The sequence below is a fragment of the Mesorhizobium sp. 113-1-2 genome (assembly GCF_016756475.1).
GTDB classification, from domain to species: Bacteria; Pseudomonadota; Alphaproteobacteria; order Rhizobiales; family Rhizobiaceae; genus Mesorhizobium; species Mesorhizobium loti_C.
The window spans coordinates 593,123-611,569 of sequence record NZ_AP023242.1 but is presented as its reverse complement, the minus strand read 5'-3'; the positions used below and the strand labels follow the sequence as shown (position 1 = coordinate 611,569).

Here is an 18,447-nt window from a genome sequence, read left to right as displayed (position 1 = left end):
GCAAAGACCTAACGGATCGCGTCGAGCGCCTGGCGCTGGCGGTGCATTTCCAGGAAAATCCGGTAGTCGCGATCAAATCGAACGCCGGCGGCCTTGTTGGCGGCACGCGTCTTGCCGCCCTGCTGCATGGCAAGACAGGCGGCGTTGAGGTCGGGGAAAAGCCCCGCGGCGGTGGCGGCGACCATGCCGGTGCCGAGCAGCACCGCCTCGTCGGCCAGCGGCTCGACCACCGTGCAGCCGGTGGCGTCGGCATAGAGCTCCATCAGCAGCGGGTTCTTGGTGTGGCCGCCGGTGACATGCAGCGTGTCGATCAGATAGCCGTTCTCGTTCAGCGCCTCCAGCACATGGCGCACGCCGAGCGCGATGCCGACGGCGGTGCGCCAGTAGAGCTTGCACAGGCTGTCGAAGGAGGAATCCAGCGTCAGCCCGCTGACGACGCCGACGGCATGCGGGTCGGCAAGCGGCGAGCGGTTGCCGTGAAAGTCCGGCAGGACATGCAACCGTGCGGCGAGGTTCTCGCCCTCGGTGGCGCGCAGTTCGGCAACCCGCCTGGCGATCTTGGCATGCATGGCGGCATCCGGCTCGCCGCCGGCGCCGTGCCAGCGGATGATGTGGTCGAGCAGGGCGCCGGTGGCCGACTGGCCGCCTTCCGACAGCCACAGCTTCGGCAGCGCCGCGCCGTAATAGGGACCCCAGACCCCGGCGAAAGGCTGCGGGTCGGGCGACATCGCCATCACGCAGCTCGACGTGCCCGCGATCAGCGCCAGATGCCGGCCGATATCCTGCTCGTCGCCGGCAAAGCCGCCAAGCACGCCAAGCGCGCCGGCATAGGCATCGATGACCCCGGCGCCGACCCGGCAGTTTTCGCTCAGGCCGAGCTCCGCCGCCGCTTGCGCCGTCAGCGGACCAATGTCGGCGCCGACCGGGCTGGCCCGCTCCGGCAGATTGCCGTGCTCGAAGAGATCGCCGAGACCGACGATTTCGAAGAAATCGCGCTGCCAGGCGCTTTCCTCATGCGCCAGATAAGTCCATTTGGCGGTCAGCGTGCATTGCGAGCGGGCCAGCGAACCGGTTGCCTGCCAGGTCAGGAAATCGGCCAGGTCGAATAGATAGCCGGCTTCCTTCCAGGTATCAGGCAGATTGCGCTTCAGCCACATTAGCTTCGGCGTCGCCATCTCCGGCGACATCACGCCGCCAATATAGTTGAGCACCTCGTGGCTGCTCTCTGTGCATTCGTCGGCTTCGGCAATGGCGCGGTGGTCGAGCCAGACGATGGTGTCCCAACGCTTGTCGCCGGTGGTCGAGACGCTGAGCTGATCGCCTTGCCGGTTTCGGACAACAAGCGAGCAGGTGGCATCAAAGGAGATGCCGACAATGTCTTGTGTCGCGACGCCGGCCTTTTCGCGGGCGGCGCGCACGGCGGCGCAGACGGCCGACCAGATATCGCGCGAATCATGCTCGGCGTGATCGGGCTTTGGCTGGTTCATGGCGATCGGCCGATCGGCGCGGCCGAGCAAGGTACCACTGGCGTCGAGAATGCCCGCGCGAGCGCTCCCGGTGCCGACATCGACCGCGCAAACAAACTGTTTCGTCAAGATGCTCTAACTCTCGCTCCCAGGCCTGCAATCAGATCGGGCAATTGCAGCATGTCAGCGAATATAAAGTCCGGTTCACTCGACGCAAGCCGCGCTTTCAGTGCGGGGTTGCCGGCGTGTGCGCCACCGGTGAAGGCAAAGACGCGCATGCCCGCCGCGCGCGCCGCCGCGACACCGGCCGGGCTGTCCTCGATGACGAGGCATTTGCGCGGATGCGCCCGCATGCTGGCGGCGGCATGCAGGAAAAGGTCGGGCGCCGGCTTTCCCTTGGCGACCATGGCGGCGCTGAACAGATGCGGTTCCATCAGCCCGAGCAGGCCGGTGACCTCGAGCGCATAGCGGATGCGTTCCAGCGTGCCGGAGGAGGCGACACAAAACGGCAGGCCAAGCTTCGGCAACATTTCCTTGATGCCGGGAATCGGCCTCAGCTCCTCGCGGAACTTTTGCATCAGGTCGACGCGCATCGCGGTCAGATGCTGATCGGTGATCTCCAGGCCGAAGTCGCGGCCAAGGATCTCGCGCACGCTTTTCATGCTCTTGCCGAGGAAATGCTCGTAGGCGGCGTCCTCACTGACGCTGCCGCCGGCAAGTTCGATCATGCCGAGCAGCGCCGAGACGGAAAGTGCTTCGCTGTCGACCAGCACGCCGTCGCAGTCGAAGATGACCAGTTCAGGCGTCATGATGGCTGATAGCTCTCAGAGCTTGCCGGCGATGTAGCGGGTCAGCGTGGCGCGCGCGCCATTCGCCCACAGCACGTTGAGCGCATGGCCGAAGGCCTCGACGAAGGCTGTGGCGCGGCCGACATCGCCATAGATGTCCTCCATGGCGAGCCAGGCGGCGGGGGCGTCCTTTGCCGCCCTTGCCGTCGCCTGCAGCCGGTCCCAGCTCGGGTCGTTGGGTTCGATGACGGCGCCGCTGTCGGTCGTGCCGAAGCAGTAGCGGCACCAAAGTGCTGATTCCAGCGCCAGGCCGGCAACACCTTTTCCGGCCTTCAGCCGGTCGGCGATGGTCGGGATGATGAATTTCGGCTGGCGGTTGGAGCCGTCGAGGCAGAGCCGGCGGACGGTGTCGCCGATCTTGGGATTGGAGAAGCGCTTCTCGATGAGCTGGTAATAATCCTCCAGCACCGTGTCCGGCACCGGCGGCACCGTCGGGATGATCTCGTCATGCTCGAGCTTGTCGAGAAAGCCGCGCACCAGCGGCTCCTGCATTGCCTCATGCACGAAATGGATGTCCATCAGCCCGGCCGGATAGGCAATGGTGGCATGGCCGCCATTGAGGATGCGGATCTTCATCAATTCGTAGGGGGCGACGTCCTTGACGAACTGCACGCCGACCTTTTCCAGCGGCGGACGGCCATCGGTGAAACGGTCCTCCAGCACCCATTGCCGGAACGGCTCACAGAACACCGGCCAGGCGTCCTCGACGCCGAAATCCTTGGCCAGGATGCCGCGCTCGCGGTCGGTGGTGGCAGGCGTGATGCGATCCACCATGCCATTGGGAAAGGCGACATGGCCGCTGACCCAGCTGGCCAGATCCTCGTCGATCAGCCGCGCCAGACCGATGACGCCGTCCGAGGTGACATGGCCATTGTGGGGGATGTTGTCGCAGGACATCACGGTGAACGGCACGGTGCCTTCGTCGCGCCGGCGCACCAGTCCGGCGAGGATGATGCCGAACACCGTCTTTGGCGTCGCGCCGGGCTGCGCGTCGGCAACGATATCCGGATGGGCCGGGTTGAATTTGCCCGACGCCGGATCGATGAAATAGCCGCCTTCGGTGATGGTCAGCGAAACGATCTTGATTGCAGGATCGGCCAGGCGATCGATGATGCCGGCCGCATCGCCCGGCATCAGGAAGTCGATCATCGCGCCGGTAACGCGTGCGCTCATATGGCCGTCATCCTGCTCGACCACCGTGGTCAGCCAGTCCTGCGCTTCCAGCTTGCCGCGCCCGATCTTCTCGCCCTCGAACACGCCGGCGCCGACCAGCGCCCAGTCATGGCCGATGCCCGCATTGAACAGATCGTCGAGATAGACGGCCTGGTGCGAGCGATGGAAATTGCCGACGCCGAAATGCACGATGCCGGCCTTCAGCCTGGCACGGTCGTATTTCGGACCCGCGACCTTGGCGGGGAGGTTGGCGAGAGTGGCGGAAGAGAGTTTCACGGTCATCTGTTTTACCCTTTGGCCGGGATCCGGCCTCTTTAACTCCGCCTCTCCCCGTTCTGTCGGGAGAGGCTAAGGGACGGCACATGCCTCTGATGTTGGCCTCTGCTCCCCGCGGAGGAACGAGAAGCAGAGGCCGTCCCCCCTCAACTCATCCACTGGCCGCCATCGACATTGTAGGTCTGGGCGACGATGTATTCGGCGTCGGCGCTGGCCAGGAACACCGCCATGCCGGCGAGGTCTTCCGGTTTGCCCATCCGGCCGTAAGGCACGCCCTCGCCAACCAGTCTCTTCTTCTCGCCCTTCGGCCGGTTCTCGTATTTGGCGAACAGCGAATCGACCTCATCCCACATATCGCTGTCGACGACACCGGGTGCGATACCGTTGACGTTGATGCGGTGCTTGATCAGGTCGAGCCCCGCCGACTGGGTCAGCGAAATGACCGCGGCCTTTGTGGCGCAGTACACAGCCACCAGCGGCTCACCACGCCGTCCGGCCTGGCTCGCAATGTTGATGATCCTGCCGCCCTTGCCCCGCGCGATCATCGAGCGGGCGGCAGCCTGCAGCATGAACAGCGTGCCGGCGACATTGACGGAGAACAGTTTCTCGTAGCTTGCCCGCGAGATCTCGACGATCGGCGCCAGGTCGAACAAGGCGGCGTTGTTGATCAAGATGTCGAGGCCGCCGGCCTTGCTCTCCACCGCCTTCACCGCGGCGTCGATGGAGACCTGATCGGTAACATCGAGTTTGACGGCATAGGCATTGGCGCCGATCTCGGAGGCGGTCTTTTGCGCGGCCTCAAGGTTGATGTCGGCGATGGCAACCGTGGCACCTTCGCGCGCATAGGCCTCGGCAAACGCTTTGCCGATGCCACGGGCCGAACCCGTGATCAGCGCCGATTTGCCGGCCAGGCGCATGCTCACATTGCCTTTCCGTCGGCACCGAAGCGATGCAGCTTGGCCTTGTCGGGCGTCAGGTAGATGGTGTCGCCGTGATGGACGGCGAGCTCGCCATCGGCGCGCACCGTCAGCGGCCCGACGCCGTCAGTTTGAACGTGCAGGAACGTGTCGGAGCCCAGATGCTCGGCAACGCCGACGGTGGCTTTCCATTCGCCCGCCGTGGTCGAGATTTCCATGTGTTCCGGACGGATGCCGATGGTCTTGGCGCCGTATTTGGCCGCCGGCGCGCCTTCGATGAGGTTCATCTTTGGCGAGCCGATGAAGCCGGCGACGAACAGGTTCTTCGGCGTCTTGTAGAGTTCCATCGGCGAGCCGACCTGCTCGATATTGCCGGCATTCAGCACCACGATCTTGTCGGCCATGGTCATGGCCTCGACCTGGTCGTGGGTGACGTAGATCATGGTGGTCTTGAGCTGATGATGCAGCTCGCTGATCTCCAGCCGCATCGTGCCACGCAAGGCGGCGTCGAGGTTGGACAGCGGTTCGTCGAACAGGAAGGCGGTCGGCTGACGCACGATGGCACGACCGATGGCGACGCGCTGGCGCTGGCCGCCGGAAAGCTGGCCAGGCCGGCGTTCCAGGTAGTTGGTGAGGTTGAGCACCCGCGCCGCGTCTGCCACCTTCTTGTCGATGGTGGCCTTGTCTTCACCGGCCATCTTCAGCGGGAAGCCGATGTTCTTGGCCACCGTCATGTGCGGATAGAGCGCGTAGGACTGGAACACCATGGCGAGCTTGCGTTTGGCCGGCGCTTCGCCGGTGACATCACGGCCATCGATGTTGATGCTGCCGCCGCTGGTGTCCTCCAGCCCGGCGATCAGCCGCAGCAGCGTGGACTTGCCGCAACCCGACGGGCCGACGAAGACGACGAACTCGCCATTCTCGATCACCAGGTCGAGGCCGGGGATGATAGACGTCGCCCCGAAGGACTTGGAGACGTTCTTGAGCGTGATGTTTCCCATGGTTTCCTCCCCGAGGGGTTATTGTCCGTCGTCGGTTGCGTGCGGCGGTATTATTTCACGGCGCCAAAGGTCAGGCCGCGCACCAGCTGCTTTTGGCTGAACCAGCCCATGATCAGGATTGGCGCGATCGCCAGCGTCGAGGCGGCCGAAAGCTTGGCCCAGAACAGGCCTTGCGGGCTGGAGAACGAACTGATGAAGGCGGTGAGCGGAGCGGCATCCGTGGTGGTCAGGCGGATCGTCCAGAACGCCTCGTTCCAGGCCAGGATGATGTTCAAGAGCATGGTCGAGGCAATGCCGGGCACCGCCATCGGCGTCAGCACATAGATGATCTCGTTCCACAGCGAGGCGCCGTCCATGCGCGCCGCCTCCAGGATCTCGCCGGGGATCTCGCGGAAGTAGGTGTAGAGCATCCACACCACGATCGGCAGGTTGATCAGCATCAGCATGACCATCAGGCCGACGCGGCTGTCGAGCAGGCCGGTGTCGCGGAAGATGAGGTAGATCGGGAACAGCACCGCGACCGCCGGCATCATCTTGGTGGACAGCATCCACATCAATATGTCCTTGGTCCGCTTGGTCGGCGAGAACGCCATCGACCATGCCGCCGGTATGGCGACCAGCAGGGCCAGGATGGTCGAGCCGACCGAGAGCAGCACCGAATTGAAGAAGAACTTGAAGTAGCCGCTCTGCGCCTGGACCTCTGTATAGCTCTCGAATGTCCCCGACGGGATCAGGGCGAAGCCCTGGATCGCCTCTTGTTCCGACTTGAACGAGGTGATGATCGTGTAGAGGATCGGGAAGAAGATCAGCAGGGCGACGATCCAGGCGGCGCCTGTCGCAATGACCTTGTGTTGGGTGGTGACTGCACGTGCCATCTTATCCTCCCTTACTTGTCGAGGTTCTTGCCGACCGCGCGCATGGCGAAGAAGGCGACGATGTTGGCGAGAATGACGGCGATCACACCGCCCGCGGATGCCTGGCCGATTTTGAACTCCAGCAGTGCCTTCTGGTAGACGAGGAAGGGCAGGTTGGTGGAGGCATAGCCGGGGCCGCCATTGGTGGTGACCAGGATCTCGGCATAGACCGAGAGCAGGAAGATGGTCTGGATCAGGATGACCACGGTGATGGCGCGCGACATGTGCGGCAGCGTCAGATAGATGAAGCGGCTGATGAAGCCGGCGCCGTCCATTTCGGCGGCTTCCTTCTGTTCGCCGTCGAGCGATTGCAGCGCGGTCAACAGGATCAATGTCGCGAAAGGCAGCCACTGCCAGGCGACGATGATAATGATCGCCGTCATCGGATGTTGCCCGAACCAGTCGATCGGTTGCGCCCCGAAGAAGCGCGCTATGTCGGCGAACACCCCGTATTGCGGGTGCATGATCATGTTCTTCCAAACCAATGCGGCCACCGGCGGCATGACGAAGAACGGTGAAATGACGAGGATGCGCACGATCCCCTGTCCCCACATCGGCTGATCGATCAAAAGCGCCAGCAGGATGCCGCCGATCACTGTGATCAACAGCACGCTGACCACCAGGATCAAAGTGTTGAGGATCGATTGCAGGAAGGCGGGGTTGGAGTAGAACAGCGCGTAGTTGGAGAAACCAACGAAGCCGTCGCGGATCGGGTTGAGCGGATTGTACTGCTGGAAGGAGAACCACAGCGTGATGACCAGCGGCACGATCATCCAGACGAACAGCAGCACGACGGATGGCGCCATCATGAAACGGGCAAGCGAACGGGTCTGCTGAGTAGCCATGACGGTCACCCTCCAAAGGTCAGCTGGATTTTTAGAGTTGTGCCAGAAATTCCAGGATTGTGAAGATGGCCGCCCGAACTGGGACTCGGGCGGCCACTGCCGGTCATGGTGCGCGACCGGCATTCGGCACCGGGAGGAGCCTTACTTGATATACCCGCCTTCGGTCATTGCCGCGGTGGCAGCGTCCTGGGCCTGCTTCAGCGCATCGTCGACGCTCGACTGGCCGGCAAGAGCCGCCGAGAAGAGCTGGCCGACAGTGGTGCCAAGACCCTGGAACTCAGGGATGGCGACGAACTGGACGCCGACATAGGGCACCGGCTTGACGGTCGGATGCGTCGGGTCGGCGGCGTTGATCGAGTCCAGCGTCATCTTGGCGAACGGAGCCGCCTTCTGGTACTCGGCATTGGCGTAGAGCGAGGAACGCGTGCCCGGAGGAACGTTGGCCCAGCCTTCCTTCGAAGCGACGAGTTCGGCGTAATGCTTGCTGGTCGCCCAGGACACGAACTTCTCGGCGGCGTCGGCCTTCTTGGTGCCGGCCGGAATGGCCAGCGACCATGCCCACAGCCAGTTGCCGCGCTTGCCCAGGCCATTGTCGGGCGCCAGCGCATAGCCGACCTTGTCGGCGACGGTCGAGTTCTTCGGATCCGAAACGAAGGACGCCGCGACGGTGGCGTCGATCCACATGCCGCACTTGCCCTGCTGGAACAGCGCCAGGTTTTCGTTGAAGCCGTTGGAGGACGCGCCTTCCGGGCCGTCGGCCTTCATCAGGTCGACATAGAACTGCAGCGTGTTCTTCCATTCGGGCTGGTCGAATTGCGGCTTCCAGTTCTCGTCGAACCAGCGGGCGCCGAAGGAGTTCGACATGGCGGTCAGGAAGGCCATGTTCTCGCCCCAGCCGGCCTTGCCGCGCAGGCACACGCCGTTCACGCCATTGGCGCGGTCGGTCATCTTGTCGGCGGCCTGCTTGATGAAGTCCCAGGTCGGCGCATCGGGCATCTTCAGCCCGGCCTTTTCCATCAAATCCTTGCGGTACATGACGAAGGAGCTTTCGCCGTAGAAGGGCGCGGCATAGAGCTTGCCGTCGACCGAAAGGCCGCCGGCAATGGCCGGGATGATGTCCTTGGCGTCATAGTCGTCGCCGAGCTTGTCGAGCGGCAAAAGCCAGCTCTGCTTGGCCCAGATCGGCACTTCGTATGTGCCGATGGTCATCACGTCATACTGGCCACCCTTGGTGGCGATGTCGGTGGTAACGCGCTCGCGCAGCACGTTCTCTTCGAGTGTGACCCAGTTGAGCTGGATGTCGGGGTTCGCCTTGGTGAAGTCTTCGGTCAGCTTCTGCATGCGGACCATATCGCCATTGTTGACGGTGGCGATGGTGATGGATTCGGCATGTGCGGCAAAAGCGAGAGCGCTGGCCGACAACAAGCCCAGGGTGAGCGTGCGCAGTTTCATCAAATTCCTCCCATGAACCAAGATGAGCATTTGCCTTGGCTATGAGCAATTACTCACTTGCCGTGAATTATGTCAAGCCGGATTCGATGCTGCAGCGCAGCACTCGGCCAGCCGATAGACCGACGACAAGCAGTCCGCGTGCCGGATATCAGGCGACGGGATAGGGAGGGCGTGGAGGCTTGGATCGAGTGAAAAGCGCCTCTCAGCAGGCGATCTCGGCCAGCAGCCAGTCGCGGAAGGCGCGGATCTTCGGCACGTTGCGGCGCGCTTCGGGATAGACCAGCCAGTAGGCATGGCCATCGTCGCCGACCAGGTCGAAAGGCTGGATCAGGCGGCCATCGGCAAGTTCCGCCTTGAACAGCGCCCTGGTCAGGATCGCCACGCCGTGGCCTGCTATGGCGGCATTGGCCTCATAGGCCTGCGCGCCCATGCTGCTGCCGGGCCGCTTGGCAAGGTCGTGCGCATGCACGCCGGCGGTCTCGAACCATTGCGTCCACCAGACATCGCCCGGATCCAGGATCGGCAGCCGCAACAGGTCGGCCGGCTCCTTGATGCCGCCGATGCTCGCCGCGAGCTTCGGGCTCAGCATCGGCGTGAAATCGGCATCGAGCAGCTTGTGGGCTTCCAGTCCTGGCCATTTGCCGCCGCCCGAACGGATGGCGAGATCGACATCCTCGCGGGCGAAATCCGTCAGCCGGCTCGATGTTTCGAGCCGCACGGCAAGGGCGGGATGAGCCATCTGAAACGAGCCCAGATGATGCGCCAGCCAGTTCGAGGCGAAGGTCAGCACCGTGGTGACGCACAACAGGCCGTCCGCGCCGCCACGCGCGGCGGCATAGGCCTGACTGAGAATGGCAAAGGCCTCGCTGACCGCCGGCGCCAGGCGTTGGCCGGCTTCGGTCAGCTCGATCTGCCGCGGCCGGCGCAGGAACAGCGGTGACCCGACACGTTCTTCCAGCACCTTGATCTGATAGCTGACGGCAGCCTGTGTCATGGCGAGTTCCACCGCCGCCTTGGTGAAGGAAAGATGCCGCGCAACCGCTTCGAACACCCGGATCGCCTGCAGCGGCGGGAGTTGCGAAAGCTGTGGCGAGCTCAGATCCGGCATAAGGCCTCCTTATGGGTCCTTATCGACGTTCGATTGGCAAAGCCGGCCGGCAAGACCGACATTCAGGGTCAACCCGTCATTCGGGTTCAAGGATAGCGAAGGTTGACGATCATGACCATGGCGCAGCAAAAATGCACTCCCGCTCCAGATCACCGCTGGATTTCGTGGCTCACGGACGGATTCGGCTGGTTCGCGATCAGAAAAAGGGCGCATCTCGACATCAGGGATCTGTCGCCGCATCTGCAGCGCGACGTCGGTTTCCTCGATGGCAATGATCCTTTCGGCCGGCACCGATAGACTTGTCGGCTTTATCGCAAAAAGCAGTCGCCGCTGCCGCACCTGGCAGGGTCTGCGGTCAGATGCTGGCCAGCAGGGCGGTCGCCGTCCGCTCATCGGTGATGAGCCCATTGACCAGCCTGCGGTTCACGGCCGCCAGGATTCCCGGCAGCTTGCGCTCGCCCATGGCCAGCGCGATGACCAGCGACTTTTCACGCGACGGCAGCGATGCCGACGACACCCGGTCATTGGTGATGCCCTCGATCATGCGGCCATCGCGATCGAAAACCCAGCCGACGATCTCGGCGATGCCGCCTGCCTTCTGCAAGGCTTTCAACTCGCTTTCGGAGATGAAGCCGTCCTCATAGAGCGGCGCCTTGGGACCGAGGTCGCCAATGCCGATGAAGGTGACGTCGGCTTCCGCCGCAAGCGCCAGCGTCGGCTGGATCATCGGCTGGTTGAGCAGCATCTCTCGCTCCTGTGGCGAGGAGGCGATGACCGGCAGCGGCATCGGGAAGGAGCGCGCCTTGACCCGGTCGGCCATGGTGAAGATGACGTTGTAGAAGGCGGCCGAACCATCAGGCGAAATGTTGCCGGTCAAGGACACCACCTTGTGCTGCGGACATTCCATCGGCGGCAATTGCTCGATCGCCGCCTTCAGCGTGCGTCCTGTGCCGATGCCCATGACGATCGGCGTCGGAGAGCGCAGCCGCCGCTCGATCTCGGCGGCCGCCGCCTCGGCGATGCCGATCGTGGTGGAGGATGAATTCGGATCGCTCGGCACCACCTCGACCAAATCGAGCGCGAAGCGCGATCTCAGCCGGGCCGCGAGGTCGAGACAGTTGGCGATCGGATGATCGACACGGACCTTGATCAAGCCTTCCGACACCGCCAGCGACACCAGGCGCTGCGCCGTCTGCCGCGAAATGCCGAGCGTGGCGGCGATCTGGTCCTGTGTGTTGCCGGCAACATAATAGAGCCAGCCGGCGCGCGCCGCGTCGTCCAGCCTGTTGCTGCCGCCATCCTGCCGGGTATTCACGTCCTGCCTCCCAAGGCCGCCGGTTATCAAGGCGGTCCACTCTCAGTTTCGCAGGGAACGGCGTCCTGCGCAATTGTCAATATCAAGAGCAATTGTTCGCAGCTGCGAGATTGAGATTGTCCCACCGACAATCTCTGACCGCGTAGAGCAAGCCGGCTTCGGTTCCAGTCACGGCCGCCTTCTGTGATCCTGACGGTTTATCTCCCGGCGCAAACCCTTTAAGGGGATCGCAAAAGGAGCACTGCATGACACCGAAGGCGGTTTTCTGGGACATGGACGGCACGCTGGTCGACAGCGAACCGCTGCATGAGGCGGCCCTTGTGGCGGCAATGCGCAATGTCGGCCTCAAGCCGCCCGCCGACCTGCATGAGCGTGTGCTCGGTGTCGCCGCCTGGCCGGTCTACGAGATGATGCGCGACGAGTTCGGCCTCGATCTTCCCTTCGACGATTGGATCATGCGCAAATACGAGCATTATCTGCCGCTGGTCGAAGGCCTGAAGCCGCGCCCCGGCGCGATCGAGGTCTTCAACGAATTACGAGCGCTTGGCGTGCAGCAGGCGGTGGTCTCCAATTCGGACCGGATGATCGTCGACGCCAATCTGCGCATGGTCGGCCTTGTCTATCCCGGCATGAAGACGGTCAGCCGCAACGATGTGCGCGATGGCAAGCCGCACGCCGAACCCTTCTTGCGCGCCGCCTATCTGGCCGATGTCGATCCCGCGCACGCGGTGGCGGTCGACGACAGCTGGCCGGGCGCCATGGCGGGTCTGGCGGCGGGCATGAAGACGATCTTCTGGCCGGAAAAGCCGATGGAAGGACCGCCCGGCGCCACCGTCATCAACAGCGCCGAGGAACTGCGGGCTCAGCTCGGGCTCTAATTGCGGTAGACGGGTTCCTGCTCGTCGAGGATCGCCTTCAATTCGGCGAGGTGACGCTCGGCCTGGCCGGGATAATCATCCATCTCGCTCGCCGTCTTCTCGGCGATGGCATCGGACAGCGTGCGCAGCGGCCGGCCGGTCCACAGCGCCTTGATGTAGGTCTCGGCGGCGCGCTCGAAATAGAACATACGGTTGAAGGCATCGGCCACCGTGTCGCCGATCACCATCACGCCGTGATTGCCCATCACCATCACCTTGACCTTGGGATCGGTGAGAAGCTGCGAGCAGCGCTCGCCCTCTTCCTCGAAGGCCAGCCCGCCATAATGCGCATCGACGACGTGGCGGTTGAAGAACATCGCCGAATTCTGGTCGATCGGCGGCAAAGTCGAATCGGCGAGCGAGGCCAGCACCGTGGCGTGGATCGAATGCACATGCATGGCGCAGCGCGCATGCGGCACGTTGCGATGGATGGCGCCGTGCAGGCCCCAGGCCGTCGGGTCGGGCGCGTTGGGGCCGGAGAGCGTTTCGGGATCGTTGGCGTCGATCAGCAGCAGATCGCTCGCCTTGATGCGCGAGAAATGCACCTGGTTCGGGTTCATCAGGAATTTGGTGCCGTCGTCGTTGACGGACAGCGAGAAATGATTGGCCACTGCCTCATGCATGTTGAGCCGAGCTGTCCAGCGGAAAGCGGCGGCGAGATCGACGCGCTCTTCGTAGTAAGGCAGGTTGCTCAGCGGCTCCTTGTGCAGGCGGGTGATGCTCATCGAAAATCCTCCGGTTTTGGCCAGAATGCCGTGACCCACAGCGGCCCGCAACGGGTTTCGGTTGGTGCAGGCAGAAGCCGCTGACTGTCAGGCCGCCGTGCTGGCGGCGGTCGCGGCCCTGAGCCCGCCATGCTCGACGATGAAATCGATGACCTCCCGCAACCCCTTGCCGCGCGACAGATCGGTGAAACCGAACGGCCGCTTGCCGCGCATGCGGCCGGCGTCGCTCTCCATCACGTCGAGGTTGACGTTCACATAGGGTGCGAGATCGCTCTTGTTGATGATGAGGAAGTCCGAGCGGGTGATCGCCGGCCCGCCCTTCCTTGGGATTTCCTCGCCCTGGCAGACCGAGATGACGTAGAGCGTCAAATCCGCGAGGTCCGGCGAGAAGGTGGCGGCAAGGTTGTCGCCGCCGGATTCGATGAAGATGATGTCGAGATCGGGGAATTTCCGGTTGAGCTCGGCGATCGCCTGCAAATTGATCGATGCGTCCTCGCGGATGGCGGTGTGCGGACAGCCGCCGGTCTCGACGCCGACAATGCGCTCCTCCGGCAGCGCCTGCAGCCGAGCCAACATCATGGCGTCTTCCCTTGTGTAGATGTCGTTGGTGACGACGGCGATGGAGAACTCGTCGCGCAGCGCCTTGCAGAGTTTCTCTGTGAGCGTCGTCTTGCCGGAGCCGACAGGGCCGCCGATGCCGATGCGAAGGGGACCGTTGGTTTGGGTCATGTCGGGAACTCCATGATGGCAAGGATAGCGAAGCCGAGCCCGATCAGCAGGCACAGCGGCGAATAGTAACGCACATCGAGCCGCGCGAAAGGCTGCTCGGGCGCCAGCCGCCGCCACCACGGCGTGAAGCCGGCAATGCCGCGTCCCAGGAACACCAGTCCGATGAGCAGCGAGGTGGCGGCAAGGCCTTCCCTGGGGAAGGGCGAGGCAAAGAAGCCGATCAGCGCCAGCGGCCAGAGCGTCGCCAGGCCGAGACAGGCGGCGACCGCGAAACTGGCGAAGGGCGTCGGCATCTCGTCGACGCCGCGAAAGCCGACGACCGCGCGGGCGCAGGACGGGGAATCGCTGCCCGGCCAGATGCCGCCAATGCCCCAATAGACATGCAGCGCCGTGATCAGCAGCAGGACGAAGGAGAGGACAAAGGCGAGGGCGATCATGAGCGGAACAATCGCGAATACTGGGTTTCGTGCTTCATCGCCATGACATCGGAGACGAAGGCGCAGCCGCCGAGATCGTCCACTGTCGAACGGGACGCGCGGTCGGCGGTCGAGAGCGCCAGCGGCTCGAAACCGGCCAGCAGCGTGGTGGCCTCGCTCTGGCCGACGACACCCAGCCTGATCGCCGCCTGGACGAGATTGGAGAAGAAGGCTTGCAGGAAGGCGGACAGCGCGTCCTGCAGCGCGATACCGTTGCCGCCGGCAATGGCGCCGACGGCGACGCAATAGGCGCATTCGGCCGGCAAGCGTTCCAGCACAGGATTGGGCCAGGCGGCGGCCGCTTTCAGGAAGGCGGCACCTTGCAGCATGGTCTCAGTATGGCGTTCCCGCGATCCGGCGAGCGCCTCGGCCAGTGCGGCCATTTCTTCGAGATCGCCGGAGTTGCGGGCGCGGCGCCAGCTCTCGGAAAACAGCACGGCATCGTTCCAGCCCGAGCCCATCTCGACCAGCGTTCCCAACCAGTTGGCCAGGCTCCCGGCATCGGCAACCAGCCCGTCATGCACCGCCCGTTCGAGACCGTGGCTGTAGGCAAAGCCGCCGACCGGAAAGGCCGGCGACAGCCACGCCATCAGCCGCAGCAGGGCGATGTTCGAGGGCTGGTCAGTCATGATCGTGATGATGGCCGTCGTGAGAATGGCTGTGCGAATGGGAATGCGATTCGCTGTGCGCGTGCGAATGCGCTTCCGCGTGGCTGTGCGCATGGCCGTGATCATGGCCATGTCCACCGCCATGCCCGGAATAGGCGCCGCGCACCGGCTTGAACGGTTCGGAAACCTCGCGCACCGTGGCGCCGAGCCCCTCCAGCATCGCCTTGATGACGTGGTCGCGCAGGATGACGATGCGATCCGCCTCGATGCCTGCGGCGAGATGGCGGTTGCCGATATGCCAGGCCAACTCGGTCAGATGCACGGCGTCGCGGGCGCGGATGTCGTAGACCTCTTCGGGCGCGGCCAGGATCTCGATGTGGCGGCCGTCCTCCAGCACCAGCCGGTCACCGTCGTTCAGGGCGACGGGCTCGGGCAGGTCGACCAGTACCTTGCTGCCGTCGGACAATTCGATGGCACGGCGGCGCAGATGCCGCTCGTCGTGAGGGAGAACCGCTTGGCCGGAGGGCGCTGTGGATCCCACACTGCCAGCGGGCAGCACGGAGACGGCGCGCGGGAATTTGGTGAAGTCGGTGTTGAGGTTGAGCTTCATTTCAAGGAGCCTCCGTTGGCTTGTGCCCGCGCACGGGCGGGCCGCGCCAGAACGCGGTCGAAATAGGCGTTGACGCGGTCGGACTCGATCGGGAATTTGCCGGCGCGGGCCCAGCCGCCCATGTCGCCGAGCAGCACGTCGACGGCGGAAAACCGGTCGCCGAGCGCAAACGGCCTGTCGCCCAGCCGGCGGTCCAGCGCCTTGGCCTCCGAGGCGAAATCATAGGCCGCGGCAGGGCCGACATCGACCCGAACCTCCTTCGGCAGCAGGAAGCGGTGGCGCAATTTGTTCCACAGCGGCGCCTCGAACTCGCTCTGGGCAAAATGCATCCAGGAATCCATCTCGGCACGGCCGGCGACACCCGGATTGGCGCCCATCCCTCTGTCGGCGTGCTTGTCGGCCAGGTAGACGCAGATCGCCGCCGAATCCGTCACCGTCAGCTCGCCATCGATGAGGATCGGCACCTTGCCCGACGGATTGAGCGCATAGGCTTCCGGCGAGCGCAATTTGACTTCGACGAATTCATAGGGCTGCCCGAGTTCCTCGAGCATCCAGAGAACGCGACTGACCCGGGATCCCCGTGATCCGACGGCCTTGTACATGGTTGAACCCTACCTTTTCCTGGACTCTAGACCATCCGACACAGTCATACGATCGTGTCGAAGAGCCGCAGGATGAACGATATCTGGTAGATCAGCGCCGCCGCGACAAAGGCGATGTGAAAGCGGCGGTCGCTCACCACGATCGCGGCGATGCACAGCGCCACGAAGACCGGCGTGCGGAACAGATATTCATTGCCGAAGCGGGCGAAATGCTCCGGCCCTTTCAGCAGCGTATCGATGACGTCGAGCAGATAGGTCGCCGCCAGCAGGCCGAAGAACCAGGCACGGCGCGAATAGAAGAAATCCTCGTAGCTGGTGTAGTCCAGCATGGAGTCGGGAAACAGCAGCGCGCAGAGCAGGAACAGCGTGATCGCGTAGAAGATGATGAACAGGTATTTGCCGAAGGTCCAGGTCTCGATGGCGTAGAGGCCGAACTCCCACCACCAGAAGTGCACCAGCATCAACAGCACCGAGGCGACCCAGGCCAGATGCACGGGATAGAGCCGGTATTGGCCCGGATGCTGGACGATGCGCGCCACCCCCGACAGCAGGCGGGCAACACCAAGCCCGATCACCATGCCCATGACGATGCGGATATGCGGGAAAATGTCGTGGGGAGAGGCGAGTTCGGTGGCCATGCCTGATCATGATGCGGTTTCAGCTCGGCCGCATATTGCGGCCTATGCATGCCAGCCGCAACGGAATTTGGCCGGCCGACCTCAGAACAGAAAATACCGCTGCGCCATCGGCAGCACCGTCGCCGGCTCGCAGGTCAAGAGCTCGCCGTCGGCGCGGACCTCGTAGGTTTCGGGATCGACCTCGACATGCGGCGTGGCGTCGTTGAGCACCATCGAATGCTTGCCGATGCCGCCGCGGGTGTTTTCGACGGCGACGAACTGTTTGTCGACACCAAGCCTTCCATGCAGGCCGGACTCGAGTGCCGCCTTGGAAACGAAGGTCACCGATGAGTTGGTCCGCGCCTTGCCATAGGCGCCGAACATCGGCCGGTAATGCATCGGCTGCGGCGTCGGGATCGAGGCATTGGGGTCGCCCATCGGGGCGGCGGCGATCATGCCGCCGATCAGCACCATGTCCGGTTTCACACCGAAGAAGGCCGGGTTCCACAGCACCAGGTCGGCGCGTTTGCCGACGGCGATCGAGCCGATGTCTTTCGACAGCCCATGCGCGATGGCCGGGTTGATCGTGTATTTGGCGATGTAGCGGCGGACGCGGAAATTGTCGTTGTCGCCGGTTTCCTGCGGCAGCGAACCGCGCTGGCGCTTCATCTTGTCGGCGGTCTGCCAGGTGCGGATCGCCACCTCACCGACACGCCCCATGGCCTGGCTGTCGGACGAGATGATCGAGAAGGCGCCGATATCGTGCAGGATGTCTTCCGCCGCGATCGTCTCCTTGCGGATGCGACTTTCGGCAAAGGCGATGTCTTCTGGGATCGACGGCGACAGATGATGGCAGACCATCAGCATGTCGAGATGCTCGGCCAGCGTGTTGACCGTGTAGGGCCGGGTCGGATTGGTCGAGGACGGGATGACGTTGGGCAGGCCGCAGACCTTGATGATGTCGGGCGCATGGCCGCCGCCGGCACCCTCGGTGTGGAAGGCGTGGATGGTGCGGCCCTTGATCGCCGCTACGGTGTTTTCGACAAACCCTGACTCGTTCAGCGTGTCGGTGTGGATCATCACCTGCACGTCGTAATCGTCGGCCACCGACAGGCAGCAGTCTATCGCCGCCGGCGTCGTGCCCCAATCCTCATGCAATTTCAGCGAACAGGCGCCGCCCAGCACCATTTCCTCCAGTGCGGCAGGCAAGGAAGCATTGCCCTTGCCCGACAGGCCGATATTCATCGGAAAGGCATCGAAGGACTGGATCATGCGCGCCATGTGCCATGGTCCTGGCGTGCAGGTGGTGGCCAGCGTGCCATGCGCCGGGCCGGTGCCGCCGCCGAGCATGGTGGTGATGCCGCTCATCAGCGCTTCCTCGATCTGCTGCGGGCAGATGAAGTGGATATGCGCGTCGAAGCCGCCGGCGGTCAGGATCTTGCCCTCGCCGGCGATGATTTCCGTGCCGGGACCGATGATGATGGTGACACCGTCCTGCGTGTCCGGATTGCCGGCCTTGCCGATCGCCGCGATGCGGCCGTCCCTGAGGCCGATATCGGCCTTGAAGATGCCGGCGCTGGCATCGATCACCAGCGCATTGGTGATGACGGTGTCGACCGCGCCCTGGGCGCGGGACACCTGGCTCTGTCCCATGCCATCGCGGATGACCTTGCCTCCGCCGAATTTTACCTCTTCGCCGTGGATGGTGAGGTCCTTTTCAACCTCGATGAAGAGTTCGGTGTCGGCCAGCCTGACCTTGTCGCCGACAGTCGGCCCATACATCTGGGCGTAGGCGGCACGCGAGATTCTGGCCATCAGCGATTGCTCCCGAAATGCGGTGTGGTTGAA

General features: G+C 63.7%; 20 protein-coding genes. 2 read left to right on the top strand and 18 right to left on the bottom strand.

The window, feature by feature from the left end; translation table 11 throughout:
• Positions 1-8: 8 nt before the first annotated feature.
• The 9 genes from JN279_RS02825 to gcvA all read right to left on the bottom strand — a co-directional run bounded on the left by JN279_RS02825 (position 9) and on the right by gcvA (position 10,000).
• Positions 9-1,595, bottom strand: a complete 1,587-nt coding sequence (locus tag JN279_RS02825; RefSeq protein WP_096452536.1) for an FGGY-family carbohydrate kinase — start codon at positions 1,593-1,595, stop codon at positions 9-11.
• Positions 1,592-2,275 carry an HAD-IA family hydrolase gene (locus JN279_RS02820; RefSeq protein WP_096452538.1) on the bottom strand — a complete coding sequence of 228 codons (684 nt, stop codon included), beginning with the start codon at positions 2,273-2,275 and terminating at the stop codon, positions 1,592-1,594. Before JN279_RS02820 ends, JN279_RS02825 begins: the two co-directional genes overlap by 4 nt.
• A gap of 15 nt (positions 2,276-2,290) precedes the next feature.
• On the bottom strand, positions 2,291-3,769 hold the full coding sequence (locus JN279_RS02815; RefSeq protein ID WP_096452540.1) for a mannitol dehydrogenase family protein: 1,479 nt from the start codon (positions 3,767-3,769) through the stop codon (positions 2,291-2,293).
• Positions 3,770-3,909: 140 nt separating this feature from the next.
• A complete protein-coding gene (locus JN279_RS02810) occupies positions 3,910-4,680 on the bottom strand; it encodes an L-iditol 2-dehydrogenase (RefSeq protein ID WP_096452542.1) in 771 nt (256 codons plus the stop codon).
• A 2-nt stretch (positions 4,681-4,682) separates the two neighbouring features.
• Positions 4,683-5,681, bottom strand: a complete 999-nt coding sequence (locus JN279_RS02805; protein WP_096452544.1) for an ABC transporter ATP-binding protein — start codon at positions 5,679-5,681, stop codon at positions 4,683-4,685.
• A 50-nt stretch (positions 5,682-5,731) separates the two neighbouring features.
• Positions 5,732-6,556, bottom strand: a complete 825-nt coding sequence (locus JN279_RS02800; RefSeq protein ID WP_096452546.1) for a carbohydrate ABC transporter permease — start codon at positions 6,554-6,556, stop codon at positions 5,732-5,734.
• Between the two features lie 11 nt (positions 6,557-6,567).
• Positions 6,568-7,440, bottom strand: a complete 873-nt coding sequence (locus JN279_RS02795) for a carbohydrate ABC transporter permease (RefSeq protein ID WP_096452548.1) — start codon at positions 7,438-7,440, stop codon at positions 6,568-6,570.
• 141 nt (positions 7,441-7,581) lie between these two features.
• Positions 7,582-8,892 carry an ABC transporter substrate-binding protein gene (locus tag JN279_RS02790; RefSeq protein ID WP_095203035.1) on the bottom strand — a complete coding sequence of 437 codons (1,311 nt, stop codon included), beginning with the start codon at positions 8,890-8,892 and terminating at the stop codon, positions 7,582-7,584.
• Positions 8,893-9,094: 202 nt separating this feature from the next.
• On the bottom strand, positions 9,095-10,000 hold the full coding sequence (gene gcvA, locus JN279_RS02785; protein ID WP_096452551.1) for a transcriptional regulator GcvA: 906 nt from the start codon (positions 9,998-10,000) through the stop codon (positions 9,095-9,097).
• A 111-nt stretch (positions 10,001-10,111) separates the two neighbouring features.
• Here gcvA and JN279_RS02780 point away from each other — a divergent pair, with 111 nt between their 5' ends.
• Positions 10,112-10,297: a hypothetical protein gene (locus JN279_RS02780; RefSeq protein ID WP_095203037.1), complete on the top strand. Its 186-nt coding sequence runs from the start codon at positions 10,112-10,114 to the stop codon at positions 10,295-10,297.
• Positions 10,298-10,355: 58 nt separating this feature from the next.
• Here JN279_RS02780 and JN279_RS02775 read toward each other — a convergent pair whose 3' ends face one another.
• The gene (locus JN279_RS02775; protein WP_096452553.1) at positions 10,356-11,315 is read right to left on the bottom strand and encodes a sugar-binding transcriptional regulator; all 960 of its coding nucleotides are present in this window, start codon (positions 11,313-11,315) and stop codon (positions 10,356-10,358) included.
• A 245-nt stretch (positions 11,316-11,560) separates the two neighbouring features.
• Here JN279_RS02775 and JN279_RS02770 point away from each other — a divergent pair, with 245 nt between their 5' ends.
• On the top strand, positions 11,561-12,193 hold the full coding sequence (locus JN279_RS02770; protein WP_202351939.1) for an HAD family hydrolase: 633 nt from the start codon (positions 11,561-11,563) through the stop codon (positions 12,191-12,193).
• Here JN279_RS02770 and JN279_RS02765 read toward each other — a convergent pair.
• From JN279_RS02765 to ureC, 8 genes are all read right to left on the bottom strand, one after another.
• Positions 12,190-12,957: a class II aldolase and adducin N-terminal domain-containing protein gene (locus JN279_RS02765; protein WP_202351938.1), complete on the bottom strand. Its 768-nt coding sequence runs from the start codon at positions 12,955-12,957 to the stop codon at positions 12,190-12,192. The two genes, JN279_RS02770 and JN279_RS02765, sit on opposite strands and share 4 nt — an antisense overlap.
• Before the next feature lie 87 nt (positions 12,958-13,044).
• Positions 13,045-13,686, bottom strand: a complete 642-nt coding sequence (ureG, locus tag JN279_RS02760; RefSeq protein ID WP_202351937.1) for an urease accessory protein UreG — start codon at positions 13,684-13,686, stop codon at positions 13,045-13,047.
• Positions 13,683-14,123: a DUF3995 domain-containing protein gene (locus tag JN279_RS02755; RefSeq protein WP_202351936.1), complete on the bottom strand. Its 441-nt coding sequence runs from the start codon at positions 14,121-14,123 to the stop codon at positions 13,683-13,685. The genes ureG and JN279_RS02755 overlap by 4 nt, the downstream gene beginning before the upstream one ends.
• Positions 14,120-14,791, bottom strand: a complete 672-nt coding sequence (locus JN279_RS02750) for an urease accessory protein UreF (protein WP_202351935.1) — start codon at positions 14,789-14,791, stop codon at positions 14,120-14,122. Before JN279_RS02750 ends, JN279_RS02755 begins: the two co-directional genes overlap by 4 nt.
• Entirely contained in the window at positions 14,784-15,380 is a 597-nt protein-coding gene (ureE, locus tag JN279_RS02745) for an urease accessory protein UreE (RefSeq protein ID WP_096452565.1), read from the bottom strand. The genes JN279_RS02750 and ureE overlap by 8 nt, the downstream gene beginning before the upstream one ends.
• The gene (locus JN279_RS02740) at positions 15,377-15,982 is read right to left on the bottom strand and encodes a glutathione S-transferase family protein (protein ID WP_202351934.1); all 606 of its coding nucleotides are present in this window, start codon (positions 15,980-15,982) and stop codon (positions 15,377-15,379) included. The genes ureE and JN279_RS02740 overlap by 4 nt, the downstream gene beginning before the upstream one ends.
• Before the next feature lie 44 nt (positions 15,983-16,026).
• On the bottom strand, positions 16,027-16,620 hold the full coding sequence (locus JN279_RS02735; RefSeq protein ID WP_202351933.1) for a hypothetical protein: 594 nt from the start codon (positions 16,618-16,620) through the stop codon (positions 16,027-16,029).
• Between the two features lie 81 nt (positions 16,621-16,701).
• On the bottom strand, positions 16,702-18,414 hold the full coding sequence (gene ureC / locus JN279_RS02730; protein WP_446720392.1) for an urease subunit alpha: 1,713 nt from the start codon (positions 18,412-18,414) through the stop codon (positions 16,702-16,704).
• Between the last annotated feature and the right edge of the window lie 33 nt (positions 18,415-18,447).